Source organism: Geodermatophilus obscurus (genome assembly GCF_900115395.1).
In the GTDB taxonomy this organism is placed as follows: domain Bacteria; phylum Actinomycetota; class Actinomycetes; order Mycobacteriales; family Geodermatophilaceae; genus Geodermatophilus; species Geodermatophilus obscurus_B.
The window spans coordinates 17,440-40,227 of sequence record NZ_FOWE01000012.1 but is presented as its reverse complement, the minus strand read 5'-3'; the positions used below and the strand labels follow the sequence as shown (position 1 = coordinate 40,227).

Sequence of the window (22,788 nt, the reverse complement as noted above, 5' to 3'; positions counted from 1 at the left end):
CGACCCGCAGGCCGGGGGCTCCCGGGTCAGGGCGTCAGTACCAGTTGTTGGCCTGGAAGTGGTCCCAGGCCCCGCAGGGGCTGCCGTACCGGTTCTCGATGTAGATCAGCCCGGCGTCGATCTGCCGGTAGGGGTCCGACGTCTTCGCGATGCCGGTGCCCGCCCACGTCGAGTCGAGGAACTGGGCGATGCCGTACGCGGTGCTGCTGGGGTTCTGGGCGTCCGGGTTCCACCCGCTCTCCCGCTCCCAGAGCTGCTCGAGGCAGCCGAACTGGGTGGTGTTCCCGCCGAGCTGGGCGAGGGCGTAGTCCTTGTAGGCCTGCTCGCCCGTGGCGGCCGGTGCCGGCGCGGGTGCCGGGGCGGGTGCGGGTGCCGGGGCGGGTGCGGGTGCGGGCGCGGGGGCCGGGGCCGCCTCGGGGGCGGGCGGTGCATCGGCCTGCGGTCCGCCGCCGCCCCGCCGGTCGCCGTCCCACTGGGACTGGCCGTCGCGGTCGCCCCAGCGCGGGTCCTCGGCCTGGGCGACGGCCTGCCCGCCGAAGGCGAAGGCGAGGGTCATGGCCCCCGTGGCGGTCAGCAGGTGCAGGGCACGGCGGCGCGGGGACGCGTCGCGGGGGATGCGCTGGGCACGGGTGTGCCCGGCGTCGGTGCGTGCGTGCATGAGTTCTTCTCCTGGGGGGTGTGGTCCCCGGACTCCGGCACGGGGCCGAACGGGCAGGGACCGGCCGCCGGGCGCGTGGCACCGGCCGGACCACGGGTCCGGCTGCAGGCGGGCGTGCGGCGGCTGACGTGCAGGTGGGCAGGCGGGAGCTCGACGGTCCCGGACCTGGACGCGCGGGGGCTGTGCCCTGGGCGCGGCTGTTCTCCGTTCTCCCCTGGCCGCCTACCGGGTGAGCTGACGGGTTCGGGCTGGGAGTGCCCTACCCGCTCCCAGGAGGGCCGGGAGCGGGACTCACCCCGGTGGTGCAGGTGGGTCCCCGGCTCGCGTCCACGGGTGGATGCGACTCGGCGGCATCCGGCAGGGAGCCCCCGGGCGGGGGCGAGACGGCCCGGCCGGACGCCGAAAGGCTAGGAAGGTGACCGCTCGGTCACAACCGCAGGGCCGGGATCGCGGAGCCGCCGGGCGCGACAGGCTGACGCCACGCCGGGTGTCGCGCTCGTCACGTCACGGACCGCGACCGGCGGGAGCTCCCACGCGCGGCGACCGCCGGCACCCGGGGTGCCGGCGGTCGCTGGGTACGCCGTCTCCGTGGACGGGACGGGTCAGGCCCGGTGCGGTGGGCCGCCTCGGAAGTCGGCAGCGGGGTGCTGGTCGGAGAGGAGGCCGAGCACGTTGCCGAACGGGTCGACGACGGCCGCGCTGACCACCGGCCCGTGCGGCGTCAGCGGTATGTACTCCTTCGCGCCCATCGACGCGAGCCGCTCCAGGACCGCGTCGAGGTCGTCGACCCTCCAGTGCCCGACCGCACCACCCGTCTCCAGCGCCGCGCCCGGCGGAGCTGTCGAGACGGAGGCGATGGCCAGCCGGGTGCTCCGGTCGACGGCGAACGCGGCGTAGCTCAGCCGACCGTCGGGACCCGGCCGGGTGAACTGGGGTCCCGAGCCCAGGAACTCCGTGTACCAGGCCGTGGCAGCGGCCACGTCGTCGGCCCAGTAGGTGATCGACGCGATGCCGCGCAGGGTCACGTCCACGACGAGGGCTCCTCCTCCGCCAGCACCGGCTCGGGGTCCCCGGGCTTCCAGTCCGGAGCCGTCCAGCGGTGGAACACCCGGGCCACCGAGTCGCGCGGGCTCTGCCACGTCTCCGGGTTGTACGGGCTGACGTAGGGGGCGAGGTCCGCCATGACCTTGGCGAAGGCCGGCCGCATCGACTCGTGGTTCTCCCGCACGGCCGCGGCCCTGACCCGGTCCTGCTCCAGGACGTGCACGAACACGTCCTCCATCGAGTACAGCCAGCGGCCGGTGACACCGGTCTCCGTCGGCAGCCCACCGGCGTCGGACTCGGCGAACACCCGGGCGATGTCGGCCTCGCTGCCCGGCTTCATCCGCTGGATGATCACGGTCATCTCCCGGTCGGGGGAGACCTCGCCCTCGGGCACCCAGCCGTAGAAGTGCTTGGCGACGGAGTGCGACGGGTTCTGCCAGTAGCTCGGGTAGGGCGTCACGTACGGGGCGATGGCCTCCGCGATCGCCTGGAACGCCGGCAGGCCGCGGCGCTGCCCCGAGATCTCCGGGTCCTCCTTGCGCTCGATGACGTGCAGGTACAGGCCCTCGTACGACAGCAGGATGCGGCCGACGACGCCGAGGTCCTGCGGCCGGGTGGTCCGGTCGTAGTAGGCGAACACCGGTCCCACCTCGTCCTCGCTGCCGGGGACCATCCGGCAGACGATGACGTTGCGGAACGGGCGCCAGGTGCCCGAGTTCCAGGTCGCCGGCACCGAGGCGGTGTTCGTGAACTCAACCGTCTCGCCCGCCCAGGGCTGTTCCGTGGGCGTGGTCGAGGCGTCGGCCGCGGGATCGGCCGAGGGCGTGGCCGAAGGAGTGGTGGCCGGGGCGGCAGTCGGGGTCATGGGGTGCCTCCTTGTGTGGGGGTGAAACGCAGTGGCAGGGCGAGCAGACCGCGGAAGGCGGAGGCCGCCGGGAGCCACTGCAGGTCCTCGACGGGGACGTCGAGCCGCAGGTCGGGCAGGCGGACGAGGATCCGCCGCAGGGCCGTCGTCGCCTCCAGCCGCGCCAGCGCCGTCCCCAGGCAGTAGTGGATGCCGTGGCCGAACGCGAGGTGCGACGTGGAGCCCCGGGTGAGCCGGAGCTCGTCCGGGTCCTCCGTCAGTTCCGGGTCGTGGTTGGCCGAGCTGAGCACGACCGTGACGATGGAGCCGGCGGGGATCGGGACGCCACCGATCTCGAGGTCCTCGGTGGCGAAGCGGAAGCTCGACACCGGCACGGACCCGTCGAAGCGCAGCAGCTCCTCGACGGCGGCCGGCACCTGACCGGGGTCGGCGAGCAGCCGGTCGAGCTCCTCGGGGTGGGTCAGCAGCGCGACGACGGCGTTGCCCAGGAAGTCCGACGTCGTCTGGTAGCCGGCGAACAGCAGCAGGAAGGCGCTGGACACCAGCTCGGCCTCCGACAGCCGGCCGTCCCCGTCGCGGGCGGCGATCAGGGCGCTGACCAGGTCCTCGCCCGGCTCGCGCCGCTTGGCCGCGACCAGGCCGGTGAAGTAGGCGTGCAGCCGCTGCTGGGCCTGGCCGATCGCGGCCCGGTCCTCCTGCGGGCTGCGGCCGCCGGTGCCGACGGTGCGGATGACCTGGGTCCCGGCGAGGATCTCCTCGTGGTCGGTCTCGGGGATCCCGAGCAGGTCCCCGATGACGGCCAGCGGCAGGCGCAGGGCGAAGTCGTCGACGAAGTCGGTGTGCCCGCGCGGCGCCATCCGGTCGAGCAGGTCCTCGACGATCTGCTCCACGCGCGGGCGCATGGTCTCGATGCGCCGCGGGGTGAACGCCTGGGTCACCAGCCGGCGCAGCCGGCTGTGCTCCGGCGGGTCTGAGTTGAGCATGTTGGTGTTGATCTGCCGCGCCTTCTCGCCGAACACCGCCAGGTAGGTGTCGCCGGCGCGGTACAGGTCCTTGGACAGCCGCGGGTCCGACAGCGCCTGCTTGGCGTCGTCGTACCGGGTGACGAGGAAGGAGTCGAACCGCGGCGTCCGCACCTTCACGACCGGACGCTCCGCCCGCAGGCGGGCGTAGACCGGGTAGGGGTCGGCGCGGAACTCCGGGGTGTAGATCTCCGCGCCGGGGACGACGTCGTCCGGGGGTGCCGTCGCGGTCGGTGGTGCGGTCTGGGTCATGTCGTCTCCCTGCGGAGTGGGGTGGTCTCGGGTCCGGTGGGCCGGGGGCGCGTCACTGCGCGAAGACCCCGGCCAGGTGGTCGAGCAGGGCGACCTCGTCGAGCGGGCGGCTGCGGAAGCCGACGTGTCCGTCGGGGCGGACGAGGTAGGCCGCCGTCCCGGCGCCGTCCGTGCCGTACGTGGCGGCGAACGAGCCGCCGGCGTCGTGCACCACCGGCAGGTCCACCAGCAGCGGGAGCCGGATCCCTGGGGCGGCGACGAGGTAGGCGTCGACCTCCCCGTGGCTCTGCTCCCGGACGCCTGCGGCCAGCTTCTCCAGGTCGAGCACCTGCTCCTCCGACGCGCCGGCGTCGGCGTGCAGCAGCAGCGTCGACCGGGTGCCGCGGACGAGGTCGAACAGGCGCAGCGGGTGGGCGACCCCGAAGCGGCGGAGGCCGTGCACGTCCGGCGCCCGGTGCCCGGGCTCCGGCCCGGCGGTGAACGCCGCCCCGTCGACCTCGCCGACGAGCGGGCTGCCGGCGTAGTTCATCGTCATCTGCATCTCGAGCAGGAACTGCGCCTTCTCGTCCTCCATGTCCATCTCGTCGGTGAACGCGATGGACACGGCCCGGTCGACGATCATCTTCCCGGCGGGACGGCGTTCGGCGTCGTAGCTGTCGAGCAGCCCCGGGGCGGCCAGCCCGCGGACGGCGAGGGCGAGCTTCCAGCCGAGGTTCCAGGCGTCCTGGATCCCGGTGTTCATGCCCTGCCCGCCCGCCGGGGGGTGCAGGTGCGCGGCGTCCCCGGCGACGAAGACCCGCCCCTCGCGGTAGCGGTCGACGATGCCGTGCTTGATGCGGAAGATCGACGACCACCGCAGGTTGCTCGCCGTGGTCCCGGGCGGGCCGAGCTCGTCGATCGCGGCCTGCATGTCGGCCAGCGTGGGCGGCTCGTACTCCTGCCAGAACCCGGCCGGCACCACGCCGGTGCCGACGGCGTCCTGCCACCGCTGCGGGGCCAGGGTCGCGATGCGGTACCGGTTGCGGCCCTTGAGCGGCACGCAGACGAGCATCCCGGTGAACTCGTCGTCCTCGATGCGCACGAAGCGCACCAGGTGGCCGGCCGGGAGGTCCCAGTCGACGTCGACGTCGCCGAGCATGAACAGCTGCGGGAACATCGACAGCCCGCCCTCGAACGTCAGCCCCAGCCCGGACCGGACGGCGCTGTGCGCCCCGTCGCAGCCGACCAGGTACCGCGCTCGCGCCGTCTCCACCGCCCCGGAGGCGTGCCGCAGCTGCGCGGTGACCCCCTCGTCGTCCTGGGCGAAGCCGGTCAGCTCGACCCCGCGCTCGACGACCACGCCGGCGGCGGCCAGCCGCGCGCCGAGGATCCGCTCGGTGTCGTATTGCGGCAGCCCCAGGTGGGCGTAGGGCAGCTCGTCGAGGCCGGCCCAGTCGACCTGGTGGGTCCGCTCGCCGTTGACGAACACCGTCTGGCCGTACAGCCAGATCCCGGCGTCCATCGCCTCGGTGACGACGCCCTGGTCCTCCCAGATCTCCATCGTCCGGCAGTGGATGCCGATCGCCTTGTCCGCCTGCGTCGAGGCCTCGGGTCGCTTGTCGACGACGCGGACGGCGACGCCCCGGCGGGCCAGCTCGATGGCGTGGGTCAGCCCGGCCGGGCCGGCGCCGACGACCAGCACCTCGACGTCGCGGCCGGGCAGGGGCGAGGCACCGGGGACGGCGGCGGCCGGCAGCGCCGCCGCCGGGGTGTGCCCGTCCCCGGGCATCTCCACGAACTCCTGCACGCTCGCGCTGGGCACCGGGACGGGCTCGCCGGCCACCGCCTCCAGGTCCGGCTCCGGCCCCGCGGGCACGCCCGGGGGGAGGGCGCCGGCCGCCGAGGGCGGCACCGGCCGCGCGCGCAGGGAGAACACCCTGCGCTCCTCGCCGCGCGCCAGCCACCGGCCCAGCGGCCCGCCGGTCCAGTTCGCCGGCTCCGCCGCCCAGTCGGTGAAGCGCTGCTCGGACTCCCACTCCGCGACGACGTGGTAGCGCCGCCCGTCGGGCTCGCGCAGCAGCTCCTCGCGGGCGTGGCCGGGAGCCCTGCGGGCGAGCTGCGCGGCGGCGAGGTAGGCGAGCTCGAAGGCCTCCTGCTCCCAGGGCTCGACGACGACGGCGGAGTCGACGCGGACCCGCTCGACCTCGACGTCCCCGCCGGGGGACTCCAGCGGCGGGAAGTCCGCCTCGGCGTCGGACCGCTGACGGATCTCGAGCACCTCGCGGCGGAACTCGACCGAGTGCCACCGGGCCAGCGGCGCGCCGGCCGCCATGTGCGCCGGGTCCTCGACCCACTGCACGAAGTCGTCCTCGGACTCCCACTCCGCGAAGATGTGGTACCGCAGACCGGCCGCGTCGCGGAGCAGCTCCTCGCGCACGTAGCCGCGCGAGTCCCCGATCCGTTCGGTGACCGTCGTGTACGCGCGCTCGAAGGCCACCTGCTCGCCCGGCTTGACGCTGGTGGAGAAGTCGATGCGCACCGGCCGGCGCCGCTCGGCCTCCACCGTGGCCAGCACGGTGAAGGTCGAGCGGGTGGCGTCGTCCCGCAGGTCGCGCAGGGCCTCGGTGAGCGTCTCCCGGGCGGAACTGCGCCCGAAGGCGTCCACCGACGCGCGGTCGGTCCAGTCGCTGACGATGGCGAACCAGCGCGGGTCGTCCTCGTCGCACATGAGCTCCTGGCGCACGTTGCCGGGCACGCGGCTGATCTCGGCGGCGGCCCGGTGCCAGGCCGCCGCGAACTCCGCCTCGCAGCCCTCCCGCGCCTGCATCCGCAGCAGCGTCCGCACGGATGCCCGCCGGCCGTCCCAGGGGGCCGTCATGCCTGTCCCTGCTCGCCCGGGACGGTCGCCAGCACCTCGTAGGTGTTGCGGGCCGCGTCCTCGCGCAAGTCCCGGAGCGCCGCGGTGAGCGCGTCACGGGCGCTGCTGCGGCCGAACGCGTCGACGGCGGCCCGGTCGGTCCAGTCGCTGGTGATGAGGAACGTGCGCGGGTCGTCGGCGTCCCGGATCAGCTCCTGCTGCCGGTTGCCGGGGACCCGGCTGATCTCGGCGGCGGCCCGGCGCCAGGCCGTCTCGAACTCGGCCTCGCACCCCTCGCGGGTCCGCATGCGCAGGATGGTCCGCACCGTCGCCCCGGTCTGCGGTGCCGTCACGACGTCGCCTCCCGCGGTCGGCGCAGCACCAGGCTGCTGTTGAAGCCGCCGGCGCCCCGGGCGAGGACCACCACGGTGGACAGGTCCTGCACCCGGCTGCTCGTGACCAGGTCGACGCCGGGGGCCTCGACGGGGTCGTCGAGGAAGGCGGTCCCCGGCACGATCCCGTCGCGGATCGCCAGCAGGGCGGTGGCCACGTTGAGCGCCGAGCCGCCGGCCATGAGCCGGCCGGTCCAGGACGACGGCGCCGACACCGGCACCGGGGTGGCCCGGTCGCCGAACACCGCCCCGATCGCGTCGAGCTCGAGGCGGTCGAGCTCGGGCACCCCGGCGCCGTCGGCCAGCACGAGGTCCACCTCGTCCGGGGTCACGCCGGCGTCGGCCAGCGACACCCGGATGGCCCGCGCGTACTGGACCGCGTCGGGCGCGGGGTCCTCGTGGTGGTGGGCGTCGTGGGTGGCGGCGTAGCCGGCGACCTCGCCCCACACCCGGCGGACGCCGCGGGCGTGCGCCGCCGCCGGCTCCTCGAGCAGCAGGATCGCCCCGCCCTCGCCGACGACGTGGCCGTTGGCCCGCCGGTCGAAGGGCTTGTAGGCGTCCTCGGGGCGCACGGCGGTCGACAGCCGGCCGCCGGTGGCCTGGCACAGCATCGCGTACGGGCACAGGCCCGCCTCGGTGCCGCCGACGAGCACCGCCGGGGTGCCGCGGCGGGCCACTCGGCGCGCCCAGCCGATGCTGTCCAGCCCGCCGGCGCCCTCGCTCACGACGACGCCCGAGGGGCCCTTGAACCCGTCGCGGATGGACACCTGGCCCGTGCTGGCCGCGTAGAACCAGGCGATCGACTGGTAGGCGCCCACCGAGCGGGGACCCTTCGCCCACAGCCCCTGGATCTCGTGCTGGCTGAACTCGTTGCCGCCCGACCCCGAGGCCAGGAACACCGACGTGGCGTAGGCGTCCTCGGGGGCGGTGTAGCCGGCGTCCTCCGCGGCCAGGGTCGCGGCGGCCAGCGACATCCACGTCCACCGGTCGGTCTGCACCGCCAGCTGCGGGGCGACGTGGTCGGCGGGCACGAAGTCGCGGACCTGGCCGGCCAGCGTGATGCCGTAGCGCTCGGCGTCGAAGCCGTCGACCGGCCCGATCGCCGGCTCGCCGCGCACCAGCGAGGACCAGTGCTCCTCCACGCCGATCCCGGTGGGGGCGACGACGCCGATCCCGGTCACCAGCAGTCCGCTCACGAGGCCCTCCGGGTGGCCGAGGCCAGCACGATCGCCGACTGGAACCCGCCGAAGCCGCTGCCCACCGAGATGGCCACGTCGACCTTCTGCTCGCGCGCGACCTTCGGGATGTAGTCGAGGTCGCACTCGGGGTCGGGCACCTCGTAGTTGGCCGTGGGCGGCAGCACGCCGCGGTTGACCGCCAGCGCGGTGGCGGCGACCTCGATCGACCCGATGGCGCCCAGCGAGTGGCCGACCATCGACTTGATCGAGCTCATCGCCACCCGGCCGGCCGCCGGGCCCAGGCTGCGCTTGACCGCCGCCGTCTCGTGCCGGTCGTTCTGCTTGGTGCCCGAGCCGTGGGCGTTGACGTAGCCGACCTCGTCGGAGTCGATCCGGCCCTGGCCGAGGGCGACGGTGATCGCCTCGGCCATCTCCCGGCCGTCGGGCTTGAGCCCGGTCATGTGGAAGGCGTTGCACCGGCTGGCGTAGCCGGTGACCTCGCAGTACACCTCCGCGCCGCGGGCCCGGGCGTGCTCGAGCTCCTCGAGCACCAGCACCGCCGAGCCCTCGCCCATGACGAACCCGTTGCGGCGGGCGTCGAAGGGCTTGGAGGCGTGCTCCGGGTCGTCGTTGGTGTCGGTCGTGGCCCGGATGGTGTCGAAGCAGGCCATCGAGATCGGGGAGATGGGGGCGTCGCTGGCGCCGGCGAGGACGACGTCGGCATCGCCGTCCTCCACCAGCTGGGCGCCGTACCCGACGGAGTCGATGCCCGACGTGCAACCGGTGGACACCACCGTGGCCGGGCCGTGCGCGCCGAAGCGGACGGCCAGCTCGGTGGCGCCGCAGCTGGGCACCAGCGCGGAGGCGAGGAACCGCGAGGCGTACCGCGGGTCGACCTCCCACAGCCGGCCGGCGTCGCTGACCTGCACGTACTCCTGCTCCAGCCGCATCGTCGCCCCGACGGCGCTGCCGAGGGTGACGCCGACCCGGTCGGGGTCCGGTCCGCCGTCGGCGCCGAACGCCAGCCCGCTGTCGGCGACGGCCTCGTCCGCCGCGACCATCGCCATCTGCACGAAGCGGTCGTTGCGGAACACCTCCTGGGCGGTGAGGCCCAGCTTCACGCCGTCGAAGTCGACCTCGGCGGCGACCTGGGACCGGAAGCGGGCCGGGTCGAAGAAGGTGATCCGCCGGGTCGCCGTCCGCCCGGCCGTGATCATGTCCCAGAAGCCCTCGCGGCCCATGGAGCCGGGCGCCACCACCCCGATGCCGGTGACGACGACCCGGCGGTGCTGTGCGCTCACCGCGGGCCCGGAGCGGGCTCGGTGTCCACGTGACCCAGGTCGGGCCGCGGCGCCAGCGGGCCGCACAGGAACACGAAGGTGGCCGTCGTCGCGGTGTCGTTGACGATCCGGTGGCGGACGCCGATCGGGATGTGCACCGCGGACTCGGTGACCAGCCGGCGCTCCTCGCCGTCGAGGGTCACCAGGACGTCGCCGCTCTGGCAGTACAGGAACTCCTCCGAGTACGGGTGCCAGTGCTCGGTGACGACCTCTCCCGGCTCGAGGGTCAGCGTGCCCATGAAGCCGGCCGTCGAGCCGACGCTGGCCGGCGACAACAGCACGCGGATGTCGCCGCCGCGCCGGCGGTTGGGTGCGGTGTCGGCACGGTGGACGGTGGGGCCGCAGCGCGTCGGGGTGGCCGGCGCGTGCTGGATCGTCGTCATCTCTCTCCTCGGGTGAGCAGCAGGTCAGGTGGGGAGCAGGGAGCCCGCGAGCGCGGGACCCCGGATCTCGGCGGGGGTGAGGGCGGCCGGCCCGGTGGCCAGGCAGACCGGCAGGGACGGGTGGACCTGGTGGACGAAGGGGCCGAGCACCGGGGTGGCGCCGACCTCGATGACCGACGTCGCGCCGAGCCCGGTCAGGGCCCGGGTGGTGGCCTCCCACAGCACCGGCGCGGTGAGGTGGCGGCGCAGCGCGGCGGCCAGCCGGTCGGGGTCGCGGGTCGGCTCGGCGTCGGCGTTGGGGACGACCGGGACGAGGGGCACCGACCAGTCGAGGTCGGCGAGGGCGGTCGCGAGGTGGGCCGACACCGACTGCACCAGCGGGCCCCCGCAGGGTGCCCGGCCGGGCAGCCGGACGAGGTCGAGCCCGGCGGCGCGGACCACCTCGGCGGCGTGGGCGAGCTCGGCGCGGCCACCGGCCAGCACCGCCCGCTCGGGCGCGTCGAGCGCGGCGAGGCACAGCGGCCCGTTCACCCCGGCGACGGCGATCGCCTCCCGGGCGACCGCCGCGGCGTCGTGCCCGAGCACCGCGGCCAGGCCCGCGCAGGAGGGCCGCGGGGCCAGGGAGAGCAGCTCGGCGCGCCAGTGCACGAGCTCGACGACCTGGTCGAGCGGGAGCGCGCCGGCCCCCACGAGGGCGGCGTACTCGCCGACCCCGTGCCCGGCCACGACCACCGGTTGGAGGCCGCGGGCCAGGAGGCTGCGCAGGCCGGCGATGCCGGTGACGACGACCTCGAGGTGGGTCGCCACGGGGTCGGGGGCGGTCGCGGGGTCCCGCCACCAGGCGGCGACGTCGCGGCCGACGACGGTGTCGACCTCGGTCACGGTGGCCGCGGCCACCGGGTCTGCCAGCCACGGGTCGACCATCCCGGGCCGGGAGCCGTCCTCCCCGGGGAGGACGACGGCGGGACCCCGCGCGGCGGTCACCCCACCGCTCCCCGGTCGGTGCCCGCGGTGGCGGCGGCCTCCACCTTCTCCTTGATGATCCCCATCTGGACCTTGCTGTTGGCGTCGATCCGGCGGGTCATGCCCTCGGTGTCGATGGGCGCCTCGGGCCGCATCCGGAAGTCCTGCACCCAGCGCATCCGGGTGCCGCCGTCCTCGGGGGCGTAGGACCAGTGGATCTCCATGAACTCGAAGGGGCCGGGCTCGACGCGGCGGGCGCGCACCTCGCGCGCGGCCGGGTCGAGGGTCCGCTCGGACACCCAGCTCCAGGTCCGCCCGGACTCGTCCGGGTGCATGGTGAGCCGGAACCGGAACCAGGTGTCGGTGGACTCCAGGACCTCCACCGAGCGGTACTCGGTGAACAGGTCCGGCCAGGACCGCAGGTCGTTGGTCATCGCCCACACGTGGTCGACGTCGGCGTCGATGAGGATCGAGTTGTCGGTGTGGCCGACGGTCGCGATCGGCGGGTTGTCGGTGCTGGTCATCGGGGGAGCTCCTCTGGTCACGCGGGCTGGGACTGGGCGGCGCGGACGGCCTCGACGATCTCGCCGAACGTGTAGCGGTCGGCGCTGTCGTCGGGCAGCTCGGTGCCGTAGCGGTCCTGCAGCTCCGTCTGCAGGGACAGGAAGGCGAGGGAGTCCAGGCCGACGTCGGCGAAGCGGGCGTCGGGGTCGACGGTGTGCGACTCCTGCGGCAGGCCCGCCTTCTCGGTGAGCAGCTGCATGAGGTCGGTCTGGGTGAAGGCGGTCATGGCGGTGCGGTCCTCCTCGGGACGGGGGTGTGGAACGGACGCCGGGGCGGCGGGCTCGCCGTCCGGCACGAGGTGCAGCGGGCCGCGGAGCGCGGCCGGGAGGGCCGGCTCGTGGCGCGCGGCGATCGCGGCGGCCCGGACCAGCAGGTCGGGCAGCCGGCGGTCGAGGAACTGGACGTCGTGCCGGTCGGCACGCACGTCGGGGTCGCGGAGCATGGCGCGGTGCAGGGCGGTGGTGGTGTGCACGCCGGGGCCCTCGACCCGCAGCTCCGACAGCGCCCGGTCCATCCGCCGCAGCGCCTGCTCGCGGTCGGGCGCCCAGACGACGAGCTTGCCGAGCAGCGAGTCGTAGTGCGGGCTGATCTCGTCGCCCTGGCGGTAGCCGGTGTCGAAGCGCGTCCACGGGCCGTCGGGCACCCGCAGGACGTCGAGCCGGCCGGGTGCCGGCGCGAAGCCGCGGGCGGGGTCCTCGGCGTTGATCCGGCACTCGACCGCCGCCCCGCGGACGACGACGTCCTCCTGGCGCAGCCGCAGCGGCTCCCCCCCGGCGACGAGCAGCTGCTCGCGCACCAGGTCGACCCCGGTGAGCAGCTCGGTGACGGGGTGCTCGACCTGGATGCGGGCGTTCATCTCCATGAAGTACGCCCGGCCGGCGTCGTCGACGAGGAACTCGACGGTCCCGGCGCCGGTGTAGCCGACCGACAGCGCGCCCCGGACGGCGAGCTCGCCGAGCTCGGCGCGCTGCGCCGGGGACAGGTGCCCGGCCGGGCCCTCCTCGAGCAGCTTCTGGTGGCGGCGCTGCAGCGAGCAGTCCCGCTCGCCGAGGGAGATGCCGTTGCCGTGGGCGTCGCAGAGGACCTGCACCTCCACGTGCCGGGCGCCGGAGAGGTAGCGCTCGACGTAGACGGTGGGGTCGCGGAACACCGCGCGGGCCACCGTCTGCGTGGTGGCGAAGGCCTCGGCGAAGTCCCCGGGCTCGCGGACCACGGTCATCCCGCGCCCGCCGCCCCCGGCCGCGGCCTTGATGATCACCGGGTAGCCGATCTCGGCGGCGATCCGCAGGCCGTCCTCGGCGGTGCGGACCGGGTCGACCACCCCGGGCAGCAGCGGCAGCCCGGCGTCGGCCATCAGCCGGCGCGCGGTCGCCTTGTTGCCCATGAGCTGCATGACCTCGGGGGGCGGGCCGACGAAGGTCAGCCCCTCGGCGTCGCAGATCTCGGCGAAGTCGGGGTCCTCGGAGAGGAACCCGTAGCCGGGGTGGACGGCGTCGGCGCCGCTGCGCAGCGCCGCCTCCACGAGGTTGGGCACGTGCAGGTAGCTCGCCCGCGGTGCCGGCGGGCCGATGTGCACCGCCTCGTCGGCCATCTCGACGACGGCGGAGTGCCGGTCGGCCGTCGAGTGCACGGCCACGACCTCGATGCCGAGCTCCCGGCAGGCGCGGGCGACCCGGACGGCGATCTCCCCGCGGTTGGCGATGAGCAGCCGGCCGATCACCGCGGGCCCCCGGGCGGGTGCAGCAGGAACAGGACCTGGTCGTACTCGACGGACTCCGCGTCACCGACCCGGACCTCGGCCACCATGCCGGCGGCGTCGGCGACGATCGGGTTCATCAGCTTCATCGCCTCGACGATGCCGAGCGTCTGGCCGGACTCCACCTCGTCGCCGACCCGCACGAACGGCTCCGAGCCCGGCGAGGGCGCGAGGTAGAAGGTGCCCACCAGCGGCGCCCGGACGGCGACCGTGCCCTCCGGGACCTCCGGCGCGGCGGCCGGCTCCGCGGCCGGCACCGGCGCGAGCGCCTGCAGCCCGGCGGGCGGGGCCGCGCCGGCCGCCGGGAGGAGGACCTCGGCGGCCCACTCGACCTCCACCGCCCGGTCACCGCTGCGCACCGTCAGCCGCCGCAGCGGGCCGGGCAGCGTGCGGGCGAGCTCGACGACCTCCTCCTGCAGCGAGCGGCTCGTCTGCTCCGGGTCCTCCGCCCCGCCGGCCCCGGGCCGCGGGGGGAGCTCAGCCGGCCGCACGGTCGTCGCCTCCCGTCGACACGGGCACGACGCGCAGTGGTCGGGCCTCGTCCCCGCCGATCCGCGACAGCCGCCTCGTGCGCAGGGCGAGCAGCGTGGCGACGTCGAGCCGGCACAGCTCGTCGAGGTCGGCCACGAGCGCCGCGCGCACCCGGCGGGCGGCGTCGGCGGGGTCGGCGTGCGCCCCACCCGGCGGCTCGGACACGACCGAGGTGGCGATGCCGCTGGCGCACAGGTGCGGCGCGCCGAGCCGCATCGCGCGGGCCGCGGTGGGGGCCGCCGACGCCGTCCGCCACAGGATCGCCGCGCAGCCCTCGGGGCTGATGACCGACAGGTAGGCGTTCTCGAGGACCAGCAGCCGGTCGGAGGTGCACAGCGCCAGGGCCCCGCCGCTGCCGCCCTCACCGGTGAGCACGGAGACCACCGGCACCCGCAGCCGGCTGCTGCGCATGATCGTCTCGGCGATGGCGTGGGACTGGCCGCGCTCCTCGGCCGCCGGGCCCGGGTGGGCGCCGGGGGTGTCGACGAGCGTGACCACCGGCAGGCCGGAGGCCTCGGCGTGCGCCATCAGCCGCATGGCCTTGCGGTAGCCCTCGGGGTGCGGCATGCCGAAGTTGCGGGCCACGCGCTCGCGGACGGAGTGGCCCTTCTCGTGGCCGATGACCACCACCGGGCGGCCGCCGAGCGAGGCGACCCCGCCGACGATCGCCGGGTCGTCGGCGAAGGCCCGGTCGCCGTGCAGCTCGACGAAGTCGTCGAAGGCGGTGGCGAGGTAGTCCAGCGTGGTCGGCCGGCCCGCGACCCGCGCCCGCTGGACGACGTCCCAGGCGTCGGCGTCGCGGGCCGCGGGTCCCGGGTCGGTCGTGCGCTCGGGGACCGGCTCGGTGCGGACGGGCGCCGTGCCGGCCGGGACGCCGGCGCGGGGGAGGACCGGCCGGCCGTGCAGCTCGAGCAGGCGGACCAGCAGCGGGCGCAGCTCCGCCCGGCTCTCCACCCGGTCGACCAGTCCGTGCGCCAGCAGGAACTCCGACGTCTGGAAGTCGCTGGGCAGCTCGGCGCGGATGGTCTCGGCGACCACGCGCGGCCCGGCGAACCCCACGTGCGCCCCGCGCTCCCCGATCAGGACGGTGGCCAGCGTGGCGAAGGACGCCGACACCCCGCCGTAGGTGGGGTCGGTGAGCACGCAGACCGACAGCAGCCCCGACTCGCGCAGCTGGGCGAAGGCCTGGCTGACCCGCGCCATCTGGAACAGCGAGAAGACGCCCTCCTGCATGCGGGCGCCGCCGCTGGCGCACACGACGACCAGGGGCAGCCGGCGCTCGACGGCCAGGTCGGCCGCCGCGCTCACCCGCCGGCCCACCTCGATGCCCATGCTGCCGCCGAGGAAGCCGAAGTCCATCGCGGCCAGCACCACCTCGGTGCCGCCGATGCGCGCGGTGCCGGCGACGACGGCCTCGGACTCGCCCGAGCGGGCGGCGGCCTCGAGCAGCCGGGCGGAGTAGTCGCGCAGGTCGCTGAACGACAGCGGGTCCGGGGGGCCCGGCGCGCAGGTCTGCTCGTCGAAGGTGCCCGGGTCGGCGAGCATCCGGATGCGGTCGCGGGCCCCGAGCCGCAGGTGGTGGTCGCACTCGGGGCAGACCGACAGGTTGCGCTCCAGCCGCTTGCGGTAGAGCAGCCAGCCGCAACTGGGGCAGCTGATCCAGTCGGCCGACCCGGTGGTCGCCGCCGGGCGCCGGGCCGGCGTCGTCGCGGTCACGACCGGTCCGCCGACCACTCGTAGAAGCGGTGGGCCATGGCGTCCTGCGGTGAGCGCCAGCCGGGGTCGTAGGCCTCGATGTAGGGCCGAAGCTCCTCGCTGACCGACCGGAACGTCGGGAGCGACTGCGCGACGCGCATCGACTCCGCCGGTGGCCGGTCGAACTCGATGAGGTGGACGTAGAGCTCGTGGAACGTGAACAGCGACCGGTGGCGCACGCCGATGTCGTGGGGCATCGAGGTGGCGTCGGAGCGGGCGAAGACGTCGGCGACCCGGGGGGCGTCGGCCGGGGCCATCCTCGCGATGATCATCGTCTGGTGCACGGACACTCCAGCGTGGCTGCGGGGGCCGGGCCGGCCGGGAGCCGGCGGGCCTGGGCGGATGCCGGAGGACGCTAGGCGGGTGGGGGTCGCCGGGACACCGGCCAGGGGTCGGATTCCGCCGGTCAGCCCGGGGGTGGAGGGGTCCGGTCACCGCGGCGGACACCGGCCGGAGGGGGTCGCGCCCCCCGCGGTCGGGCGTCCGCGGGGGGAGCGCGGCCCGCCTTCCGGACCGGGAGACCACGACCTGGGTATGAAAACCACCGCCTGGTCACGCGCGGCGGCGTCACGGACGGTGGCGGACGGTTGCTTCCCGTCGATAGCGTCATCCGTGAGGACAGGGCGCGGGGGATGGACCTGAGCGGAGCTGAACGTATGGGAGGGGAGCCGGACGGGAGCGTTCCCAGACCGAGGGACGCCTCAGGCGGCGCAGCTCCCCCTGCGCGGGTGCTCATCTGCGACGACCACGAGGTCCTCCGTCAGGGTCTGCGGGCGGTGCTGCGCTGGGCCCCCGACCTCCTCGTGGTGGCCGAGGCCACCGACGCCGACGAGGCGCTCACGCTGGCCGCCGAGCTGCAGCCGGACGTCACGCTGGTCGGCCTGGGCACGCAGGGGCCGGCCATCCCCGACCTGGTGCGGGCCCTCACGACCACGGGGACCCGCGTGGTGCTGCTCGGCGAGGCCGGCAGTGGCGAGGAGATGGTCGAGGCGCTGCGCGCGGGGGCGCGGGGCTACGTGCACACCACCGTGCGCTCCGACCGGCTCGTGGAGGGCGTGCGGGCGGTGCTGAGGGGCGAGACCCTCCTGGACGCCGCCGTCACCGGGGAGCTGCTGCACCACCTCGACGGCGCCCGGCCGGTGGGCGAGCCGGCCGGCCGCAACCCGCTCACCGCGCGACAGCAGGCCGTCTCGGAGCTGGTGGCCGAGGGGCTGACCAACGCGGAGATCGCCGCCCGCCTCGAGGTCAGCCGGGCCACGGTCAAGGGGCACATCACCGTGGCGCTGCGGCGGCTGGGGCTGCGCGACCGCACCCAGCTCGCCATCCACGTCAACCGCAGGACCCGGCCCGGTGACGGCCGGCAGGCCGGTCCGGCCAACGGCTGACCTCCGTGTCGAACCGATCACGCTGCGTGTGCACCCGACCGGGTGAGGAGGTGGTGGCCCCCGTAGCTGGCAGCAGCCTGGACGCGCGCTGTGACTCGAGTGCAGAGTTCCTGCCTGCGCAGCTCGATTGCGCGCTACGGTTCGGCTGAGTCCGCTGAGACGGACGGGTTCTGTACGGCTGGAGTCCCCGGCCACCGCGACCCCGTCATCGACCGGGCAGGGGGAACACACAGTGAACTCCGACGACGTCCCGGGCAGGGTGGGTCCATCCGGCCCGCGCGTGCACCGGCCGCACGGCCCTGCCGCGTCCACGCCGGGGCACCCGGGGCCGCCGCGCGTCCGCCCGGCACCCCGGCCGGTCCGCCCGCTGCTCGCCCGGCCGCCGTCGAGCCTCGTGCGCGTCCTGCTCTGCGAGGACCAGGAGGTCTTCCGGCTGGGGTTGCGGGTCGTCCTCGAGGCCGAGCCCGACATCGCCGTCGTCGCCGAGACCGATCACCTGCCCGGGGCGCTGACCGCCGGCGAGCAGGTGCCCGTCCAGGTCGTCATCGCCCGCCAGTGCCTCGTCGAGGGCGCCGCGCTGCCGCTGCTGCGTGACCTGTGCCGACGCGGGACGGCGGTGCTGGTCCTCGCCGAGCCGCGGGAGGACCGCGGTGCCGACCTCGTCGACGTCCTGCGGGCCGGGGTCCGGGGCTACCTGCCGCGACGCGCCTGCGCCGCGCGGATGATCGAGGCCGTCCGGGCCCTGGCCCGGCACGAGCCGGACATCGACTCCTCGGCCACCAGCGAGCTCGTCCGCTACCTGGCCGACCCCTCGGTGCCCGCCCAGGCCTCCCAGCGCGCCCTCGACCGGCTCACCGACCGGCAGCGCGAGGTGGCCGAGCTGGTGGCGCAGGGGCTGAGCAACGAGGAGATCGCCCGCCGGCTGTTCCTCAGCCTGGCGACGGTCAAGAGCCACCTGACCGCTTCGATGCGGCGGCTGGGGGTCCGCAGCCGGACCCAGCTCGCGATCATGGTGAACCGGGACTCCTCGCCCGCCCTCTGAGCGAGGTCGGGCCCGGCGCCCGCCTCCGACCCGGGTCGTGCCACCTGCGGCCGCCCGGTGCGCCCGGGGGTGGAGACACGGCTGGTGCGGCGGTCGTGTCCGTACGGGTGGACCGCGGTCCTGCGACCCGGGGTGGGCACACGTTCATACCCCGGCCGGTTCTTCCCGCCGGGTCCTCCCAGGGAGTGTGTGGCGCGTCGCCAGGCACCTCACAGGCTCCCGCGCCGCACCCGCGACCGTCCGGGACGCCGCCCACCCCCGAGAGAGGGCGTCCCATGGACACACCACCGACGACGAGAACGAGGCCTCGAGGCCGGGCAGTGCGCGCCCTGGCGGTGGCCGGGGCCGGCGCCCTGCTGGTGACCGCCCTGCCGGGGACGGCGTCGGCGACCGGCGGCCGGACGTGGGACGTCCGGCCGGGCGAGTCGATCCAGGAGGCGGTGGAGAAGGCGGCCTCCGGCGACACCATCCGGCTCGCGGCCGGGACCTGGACCGAGGCCGTGTGCATCCAGGGCAAGGGCCTGACCATCCGCGGGGCCGGGGTCGACGCGACGAACATCGTGTGGCCCGAGTGGGAGACCGCGGCCGACCTGCCACCACTGCCAGAGGAGCAGGGAGAACGTCACAGGTGCTGGGAGGAGCAGGAGCGGGTCGACGGCGAGGACGACGACACGACGCTCGCCGACAACGTCTCCGGATTCTTCTTCCTGGCCCCCGACAGCCCGGTCCGGGTCAGCGGCCTGACCACCCGCAACCACCCCGCCAGCGGGATCGTCGCCTGGGGAGCCGACGGGTTCCGGGTGAGCGGCACCTCGGGCCACGAGCACGACCGCTACGGCATCATCGCCCTCGACTCGACGAACATCCGGATCAGCGGCAACACCGAGTTCGGCCGTGACCGGGGGAGCGAGACGAGGCCGGACTCCGGCACCGCCGGGATCTCCGTCGGGGACTCCGACGGCGCGTCCGCCCACATCTCCGGCAACCACGTCGAGGGGTACAACCTCGGGATCTTCCTGCGGGAGGCCCGCGGCGGCCGTGTCGCCGGGAACACCCTGTCGGGCAACTGCATCGGCCTGCTGCTGTTCGACGACGTCGCCACCGAGGTGCCCGACGCCTCCCGCAACGTGCTCAGCGGCGCCTTCCGCATCACGGGGAACTTCGCGACGGACAACGACCGCTACTGCCTCCAGGGCCGGGACGGGGACCAGCACGTCTCCGGCGTCGGGATGCAGGTGGTCAACTCCGACGACGTGACGATCGCCGGCAACGTCATCGCCGACAACGCGCCCACTCTCCCGGCGAGCGTGCCGTTCCTGACCAACCCGGCCGGTGGGCTGACCCTGATCAGCCTGCCCGCGTTCAACGTCCAGCCCGGCCAGGCCACGAGCGCCGGACCGGTCGAGAACGTCCGGGTGAAGGGCAACTACTTCGGGGAGAACGTGGGATTCGGTCCCATCGGGAACCCGCCGACCGGCTTCGGGCGGGTGCACATGGACATCTTCGTCAGCGACCCCTCGATCCCGCCGCTGCTGCCCCCGGGTGACGGACTCGTGTTCCGGGGCAACCACTGCGACGGCGGCTCCCCGCAGACCATGTGCGGCCTGCCGCAGCCGGTCTGAGCCCGCAGGCACCCGCCCGAGGACGGCCCCGGCACCTGCCGGGGCCGTCCTCGGCGCGCGTGGGCGCCTCTAGCGGCGGCGGCCGAGCAGCCAGCCGACCAGGACGCCGAGCAGGGTGAGGCCGGCGCCGCCGAGCGCGCCGACGGCGAGGGTCCGCACGTCCGACGACGGCGAGGACGCCGAGGCGGCCGGGGCCCGGGTCCCGCTGAACACCTGGGGGGCGGACTCGTCCGGCGTTCCCGCGGGAACGGCCTGGGGCGACCCGGTCGAGCTGACGGCCGTCGACGACGCGCGGGCGGCGGCCGGCGCGGTCTCCACCGGCGCACCGGAGGTCAGCTCACGGTCGATGGCGGTGAAGAACTGCCCGGCCATCCGCTTGGCGACGCCGCTGATCATCCGCTGACCCACGCCGGCCACCGGCCCGCCCACGACGGCGTCGGCCGAGTACGTCAGCGTCGTCCCCTCGTCGGTGGGCTGCAGCTCGATGGTCACCCGCGCCCGAACGTTGCCCGGCGCGCCCGCGCCCGACGCGTGCATGACGTAGGACGACGGCCGCTGCTGGTCGCTCAGCCGCACCTCGCCGGCGTAGGTCCCGCGGATCGCGCCGACGCCCACCGCGACGTCCATGCGGTAGGCGTCCTCGCCCGTGCGCTCCAGCGACTCGCAGCCGGGGATCGTGCGGGCCAGCACCGCGGGGTCGGTGATGACCGTCCAGACCTCCTCCGGCGTGCCGTGCAGCACCGCCGAGCCGTCGAGGTTCACGCAGGGGCTCCCGTTCTCTCCGACGCAGCCGTGCGCTCCGCCGTCTCGTCTCTCATCAGGTCGTAGAGCTCGGTGGGCGAGATCGGCATCGACGTGATCCGCCGGCCGGTCGCGTCCTCGATCGCCGAGGCGATGGCCGCCGTCCCCGGGATGACGCCGGCCTCACCGGCGCCCTTGATGCCCAGGGGATTGAGCGGCGAGGGCGTCTCCTGGTGGTCGATCACGATGTCGGGCACCTCGGAGGCGTAGGGCATGAGGAAGTCCATGAACGACGCGTTCTGCAGCTGCCCGTCGCCGTCGTAGGCCATCCGCTCGTAGAGCGCCCCGCCCACGCCCTGCGCGACGCCGCCGTGCACCTGGCCCTCGACGATCATCGGGTTCACCACGTTGCCGCAGTCGTGCACCACGGCGTACCGGACGACGTCGATCTCCCACGTCTGCGGGTCGATCTCCACCACGGCCGCGTGCGCGCCGGAGGCGAAGGTCGACCGGATCGGTGAGTAGTAGTCGCGGTGCTCCAGGCCCGGGGCGTCCCCGGGCGCGACCGGTGGCTTGTCGTCGGAGCCGGCCCGCGCGAACTGCGTCGCCTGCTTGGCCGCCTCGTCGAAGGCGTAGCGCAGCGGGTTGGACAGCACCGCGACCGTGCGCAGCGGGATCGACGCCCCCGGCGTGCCCTTGACCTGCACCAGGCCCTCGTCGATCTCCAGGTCCTCCGGGTTGGCCTCCAGCACCTCGGCGGCGATGCGGATGGCCTTCTCCCGCACCCCGCGGGCGGCCAGCGCGACGGCGTTGCCGCTCATCACCGCGGCGCGGGAGGCGAAGGTGCCGACGGCGTAGGCGAAGCGGCGGGTGTCGCCGGTGTGCACCTCGACGTCGTCGATCGGCACCCCCAGCTCGGAGGCGACGATCTGGGCGAACACCGTCTCGTGGCCCTGGCCCTGCGAGGTCAGGCCGGTGGAGACGAGCACCTTGCCGCTGCCGAGCACCTGCACGTGCCCGCCCTCGTAGGGGCCGGGGCCGGTGCCCTCGACGTAGAGGGCCATGCCGACGCCGAGCAGCTTCCCGCGCGCCCGCGCGTCGGCACGCAGCGCCTCGGCCTCGTCCCAGCCGACCAGCGCGACGAGCTTGTCGAGCAGGCCGGGGTAGTCGCCGGAGTCGTAGATGACCGGCCGGCCGTCCTGGAACGTCAGGCGGTGGTCGTAGGGGAACTGGTCGGGCGTGATCAGGTTGCGACGGCGGACCTCGGCGCGGTCGAGGCCGAGCGCGTCGGCGATGCGGTCCATCGTCCGCTCCATCGCGTAGCAGCCCTGCGGCCGCCCGGCCCCGCGGTAGGGCGTGACGATGACGGTGTTGGTGTAGACGCTCTCGACGACCACCCGGTACACCGGCAGCGCGTACGGCCCGACCAGCTGGGTCGCCGTCACGATCGGCACGATGATCCCGTAGGGCGTGTAGGCGCCGTTGTCGTGCCAGACGTGCACGTCGAGGGCGGTGACTCGGCCGTCGTCGTCGTACCCGACGGTGATCTCCTGGCGCTGCTGGCGCTCGTGGGCGCTGCCGATGAAGTGCTCGCGCCGGTCCTCGGCCCACTTGACCTCGCGGCCGAGCCGGATCGCCGCCATCGGCACCAGCAGCTCCTCCGGCCACGGGTGCACGATCTTGACGCCGAAGCCGCCGCCGACGTCGGGCGCGATCACCTCGACGCGGTCCAGCGACAGCTCGAGCTTGGCCGCGATCGCCGCGCGCACCGACGTCGAGGCCTGGGTGCTCGAGTACACGCGCAAGCTGGCGTCGTCGGCGTCCCAGCGGGCGTGCACGCCCTTGCCCTCCAGGGGCATGCAGGCGCTGCGCTCGATGTACTGGGTGAAGGAGAGCGTGTGCGGCGCGGCGGCCAGGGCGGCCTCGACGTCGCCGGTCTCCTGGTGGTGGCGCGCGGCCACGTTGTCGGGGACGTCATCGTGGACGGCGGCGCGCGCCTCGCGGGCGGCGTCGACCCCGACGACGACCGGCAGCTCCTCGTAGGTGACGACGATCCGCTCGGCGGCGTCCTCGGCGACGTAGCGGTCGGTGGCCACCACCATGACGACGGGCTCGCCGACGTGGTGGACGACGCCGTTGGCCAGCGGGTAGCCGGTGCGCGGGGCGTGCAGCTGCGGGTGGGGGATGAGCACCGGCAGCGGCTCGGCCATGGGGCCGGTGAGGTCCTCGTAGGTGTAGATCGCGACCAGGCCCTCGACGTCGAGCGCGGCCTCGGCGTCGATGCCGGTGATCCGGGCGTGCGCGTGCGGGCTGCGCACGAAGGCGGCGGCCAGCGCGTTCGCGCCGATGTCGTCGAGGTAGCGGCCCTTGCCGGTGATGAGGCGGGCGTCCTCGCGCCGCCGGACCGGCTCGCCGAACAGCTTGGTCGTCACCGGTCCGCCTTCCGCGCGCGAATGGCG

20 protein-coding genes and 1 riboswitch are annotated in these 22,788 nt (G+C 74.9%); of the genes, 3 read left to right on the top strand and 17 right to left on the bottom strand.

Translation table 11 applies throughout. The features are described from left to right. Positions 1-34 precede the first annotated feature (34 nt). The 15 genes from BM165_RS21390 to BM165_RS21320 form a co-directional block, all read right to left on the bottom strand. Entirely contained in the window at positions 35-658 is a 624-nt protein-coding gene (locus BM165_RS21390) for an aggregation-promoting factor C-terminal-like domain-containing protein (protein WP_075015574.1), read from the bottom strand. Between the two features lie 204 nt (positions 659-862). Next, positions 863-1,018, bottom strand: a riboswitch (cyclic di-AMP (ydaO/yuaA leader). 242 nt (positions 1,019-1,260) lie between these two features. Beyond that, positions 1,261-1,689 carry a VOC family protein gene (locus tag BM165_RS21385; protein WP_244274383.1) on the bottom strand — a complete coding sequence of 143 codons (429 nt, stop codon included), beginning with the start codon at positions 1,687-1,689 and terminating at the stop codon, positions 1,261-1,263. Next, positions 1,680-2,567 (bottom strand): TcmI family type II polyketide cyclase, encoded by an 888-nt coding sequence (locus tag BM165_RS21380; RefSeq protein ID WP_075015573.1) that lies wholly within the window; start codon positions 2,565-2,567, stop codon positions 1,680-1,682. The genes BM165_RS21385 and BM165_RS21380 overlap by 10 nt, the downstream gene beginning before the upstream one ends. Next, positions 2,564-3,841, bottom strand: a complete 1,278-nt coding sequence (locus BM165_RS21375; RefSeq protein WP_075015572.1) for a cytochrome P450 family protein — start codon at positions 3,839-3,841, stop codon at positions 2,564-2,566. Before BM165_RS21375 ends, BM165_RS21380 begins: the two co-directional genes overlap by 4 nt. A 52-nt stretch (positions 3,842-3,893) precedes the next feature. Beyond that, positions 3,894-6,698, bottom strand: coding sequence for an FAD-dependent monooxygenase (locus BM165_RS26155; protein WP_075015571.1), 2,805 nt, complete (start codon positions 6,696-6,698; stop codon positions 3,894-3,896). Further along, a complete protein-coding gene (locus tag BM165_RS21365) occupies positions 6,695-7,030 on the bottom strand; it encodes an antibiotic biosynthesis monooxygenase family protein (RefSeq protein WP_244274382.1) in 336 nt (111 codons plus the stop codon). Before BM165_RS21365 ends, BM165_RS26155 begins: the two co-directional genes overlap by 4 nt. Continuing rightward, positions 7,027-8,265: a beta-ketoacyl synthase N-terminal-like domain-containing protein gene (locus tag BM165_RS21360; protein WP_075015570.1), complete on the bottom strand. Its 1,239-nt coding sequence runs from the start codon at positions 8,263-8,265 to the stop codon at positions 7,027-7,029. Before BM165_RS21360 ends, BM165_RS21365 begins: the two co-directional genes overlap by 4 nt. Further along, the gene (locus BM165_RS21355) at positions 8,262-9,548 is read right to left on the bottom strand and encodes a beta-ketoacyl-[acyl-carrier-protein] synthase family protein (RefSeq protein WP_075015569.1); all 1,287 of its coding nucleotides are present in this window, start codon (positions 9,546-9,548) and stop codon (positions 8,262-8,264) included. The genes BM165_RS21360 and BM165_RS21355 overlap by 4 nt, the downstream gene beginning before the upstream one ends. Next, positions 9,545-9,970 carry a cupin domain-containing protein gene (locus BM165_RS21350; protein ID WP_075015568.1) on the bottom strand — a complete coding sequence of 142 codons (426 nt, stop codon included), beginning with the start codon at positions 9,968-9,970 and terminating at the stop codon, positions 9,545-9,547. The genes BM165_RS21355 and BM165_RS21350 overlap by 4 nt, the downstream gene beginning before the upstream one ends. Before the next feature lie 24 nt (positions 9,971-9,994). Continuing rightward, the gene (locus BM165_RS21345) at positions 9,995-10,954 is read right to left on the bottom strand and encodes an ACP S-malonyltransferase (protein ID WP_075015567.1); all 960 of its coding nucleotides are present in this window, start codon (positions 10,952-10,954) and stop codon (positions 9,995-9,997) included. After that, positions 10,951-11,457 carry an SRPBCC family protein gene (locus BM165_RS21340; RefSeq protein ID WP_075015566.1) on the bottom strand — a complete coding sequence of 169 codons (507 nt, stop codon included), beginning with the start codon at positions 11,455-11,457 and terminating at the stop codon, positions 10,951-10,953. Before BM165_RS21340 ends, BM165_RS21345 begins: the two co-directional genes overlap by 4 nt. Positions 11,458-11,474: 17 nt before the next feature. Continuing rightward, a complete protein-coding gene (locus tag BM165_RS21335) occupies positions 11,475-13,217 on the bottom strand; it encodes an acetyl-CoA carboxylase biotin carboxylase subunit (protein ID WP_075015565.1) in 1,743 nt (580 codons plus the stop codon). Beyond that, positions 13,214-13,744, bottom strand: a complete 531-nt coding sequence (gene accB, locus BM165_RS21330) for an acetyl-CoA carboxylase biotin carboxyl carrier protein (RefSeq protein ID WP_075015564.1) — start codon at positions 13,742-13,744, stop codon at positions 13,214-13,216. The genes BM165_RS21335 and accB overlap by 4 nt, the downstream gene beginning before the upstream one ends. Continuing rightward, positions 13,731-15,500: an acetyl-CoA carboxylase carboxyl transferase subunit alpha gene (gene accA / locus BM165_RS21325; protein ID WP_075015691.1), complete on the bottom strand. Its 1,770-nt coding sequence runs from the start codon at positions 15,498-15,500 to the stop codon at positions 13,731-13,733. Before accA ends, accB begins: the two co-directional genes overlap by 14 nt. Continuing rightward, entirely contained in the window at positions 15,497-15,823 is a 327-nt protein-coding gene (locus BM165_RS21320; protein ID WP_075015563.1) for a TcmI family type II polyketide cyclase, read from the bottom strand. The genes accA and BM165_RS21320 overlap by 4 nt, the downstream gene beginning before the upstream one ends. A 444-nt stretch (positions 15,824-16,267) precedes the next feature. On the opposite strand from BM165_RS21320, the gene BM165_RS21315 reads away from it, so the two are divergent. The 3 genes from BM165_RS21315 to BM165_RS21305 all read left to right on the top strand — a co-directional run bounded on the left by BM165_RS21315 (position 16,268) and on the right by BM165_RS21305 (position 19,588). After that, positions 16,268-16,924, top strand: a complete 657-nt coding sequence (locus tag BM165_RS21315) for a LuxR C-terminal-related transcriptional regulator (RefSeq protein ID WP_075015562.1) — start codon at positions 16,268-16,270, stop codon at positions 16,922-16,924. Positions 16,925-17,318: 394 nt separating this feature from the next. Further along, entirely contained in the window at positions 17,319-17,966 is a 648-nt protein-coding gene (locus tag BM165_RS21310; RefSeq protein WP_075015690.1) for a response regulator transcription factor, read from the top strand. A 320-nt stretch (positions 17,967-18,286) separates the two neighbouring features. Continuing rightward, a complete protein-coding gene (locus tag BM165_RS21305; RefSeq protein WP_075015561.1) occupies positions 18,287-19,588 on the top strand; it encodes a right-handed parallel beta-helix repeat-containing protein in 1,302 nt (433 codons plus the stop codon). 69 nt (positions 19,589-19,657) lie between these two features. On the opposite strand, the gene BM165_RS21300 is transcribed toward BM165_RS21305, so the two are convergent. After that, positions 19,658-20,350: an SRPBCC family protein gene (locus BM165_RS21300; protein WP_075015560.1), complete on the bottom strand. Its 693-nt coding sequence runs from the start codon at positions 20,348-20,350 to the stop codon at positions 19,658-19,660. Then, positions 20,347-22,761 carry an aerobic carbon-monoxide dehydrogenase large subunit gene (cutA, locus tag BM165_RS21295; protein ID WP_075015559.1) on the bottom strand — a complete coding sequence of 805 codons (2,415 nt, stop codon included), beginning with the start codon at positions 22,759-22,761 and terminating at the stop codon, positions 20,347-20,349. The genes BM165_RS21300 and cutA overlap by 4 nt, the downstream gene beginning before the upstream one ends. Positions 22,762-22,788: the final 27 nt, after the last annotated feature.

Bases quoted from the DNA above. Each gene is read 5' to 3' on its own strand.
- BM165_RS21380 (WP_075015573.1), bottom strand. From the start codon at position 2,567: ATGACCCCGACTGCCGCCCCGGCCACCACTCCTTCGGCCACGCCCTCG.
- BM165_RS21340 (WP_075015566.1), bottom strand. From the start codon at position 11,457: ATGACCAGCACCGACAACCCGCCGATCGCGACCGTCGGCCACACCGAC.
- BM165_RS21350 (WP_075015568.1), bottom strand. From the start codon at position 9,970: ATGACGACGATCCAGCACGCGCCGGCCACCCCGACGCGCTGCGGCCCC.
- BM165_RS21375 (WP_075015572.1), bottom strand. From the start codon at position 3,841: ATGACCCAGACCGCACCACCGACCGCGACGGCACCCCCGGACGACGTC.
- BM165_RS26155 (WP_075015571.1), bottom strand. From the start codon at position 6,698: ATGACGGCCCCCTGGGACGGCCGGCGGGCATCCGTGCGGACGCTGCTG.
- BM165_RS21390 (WP_075015574.1), bottom strand. From the start codon at position 658: ATGCACGCACGCACCGACGCCGGGCACACCCGTGCCCAGCGCATCCCC.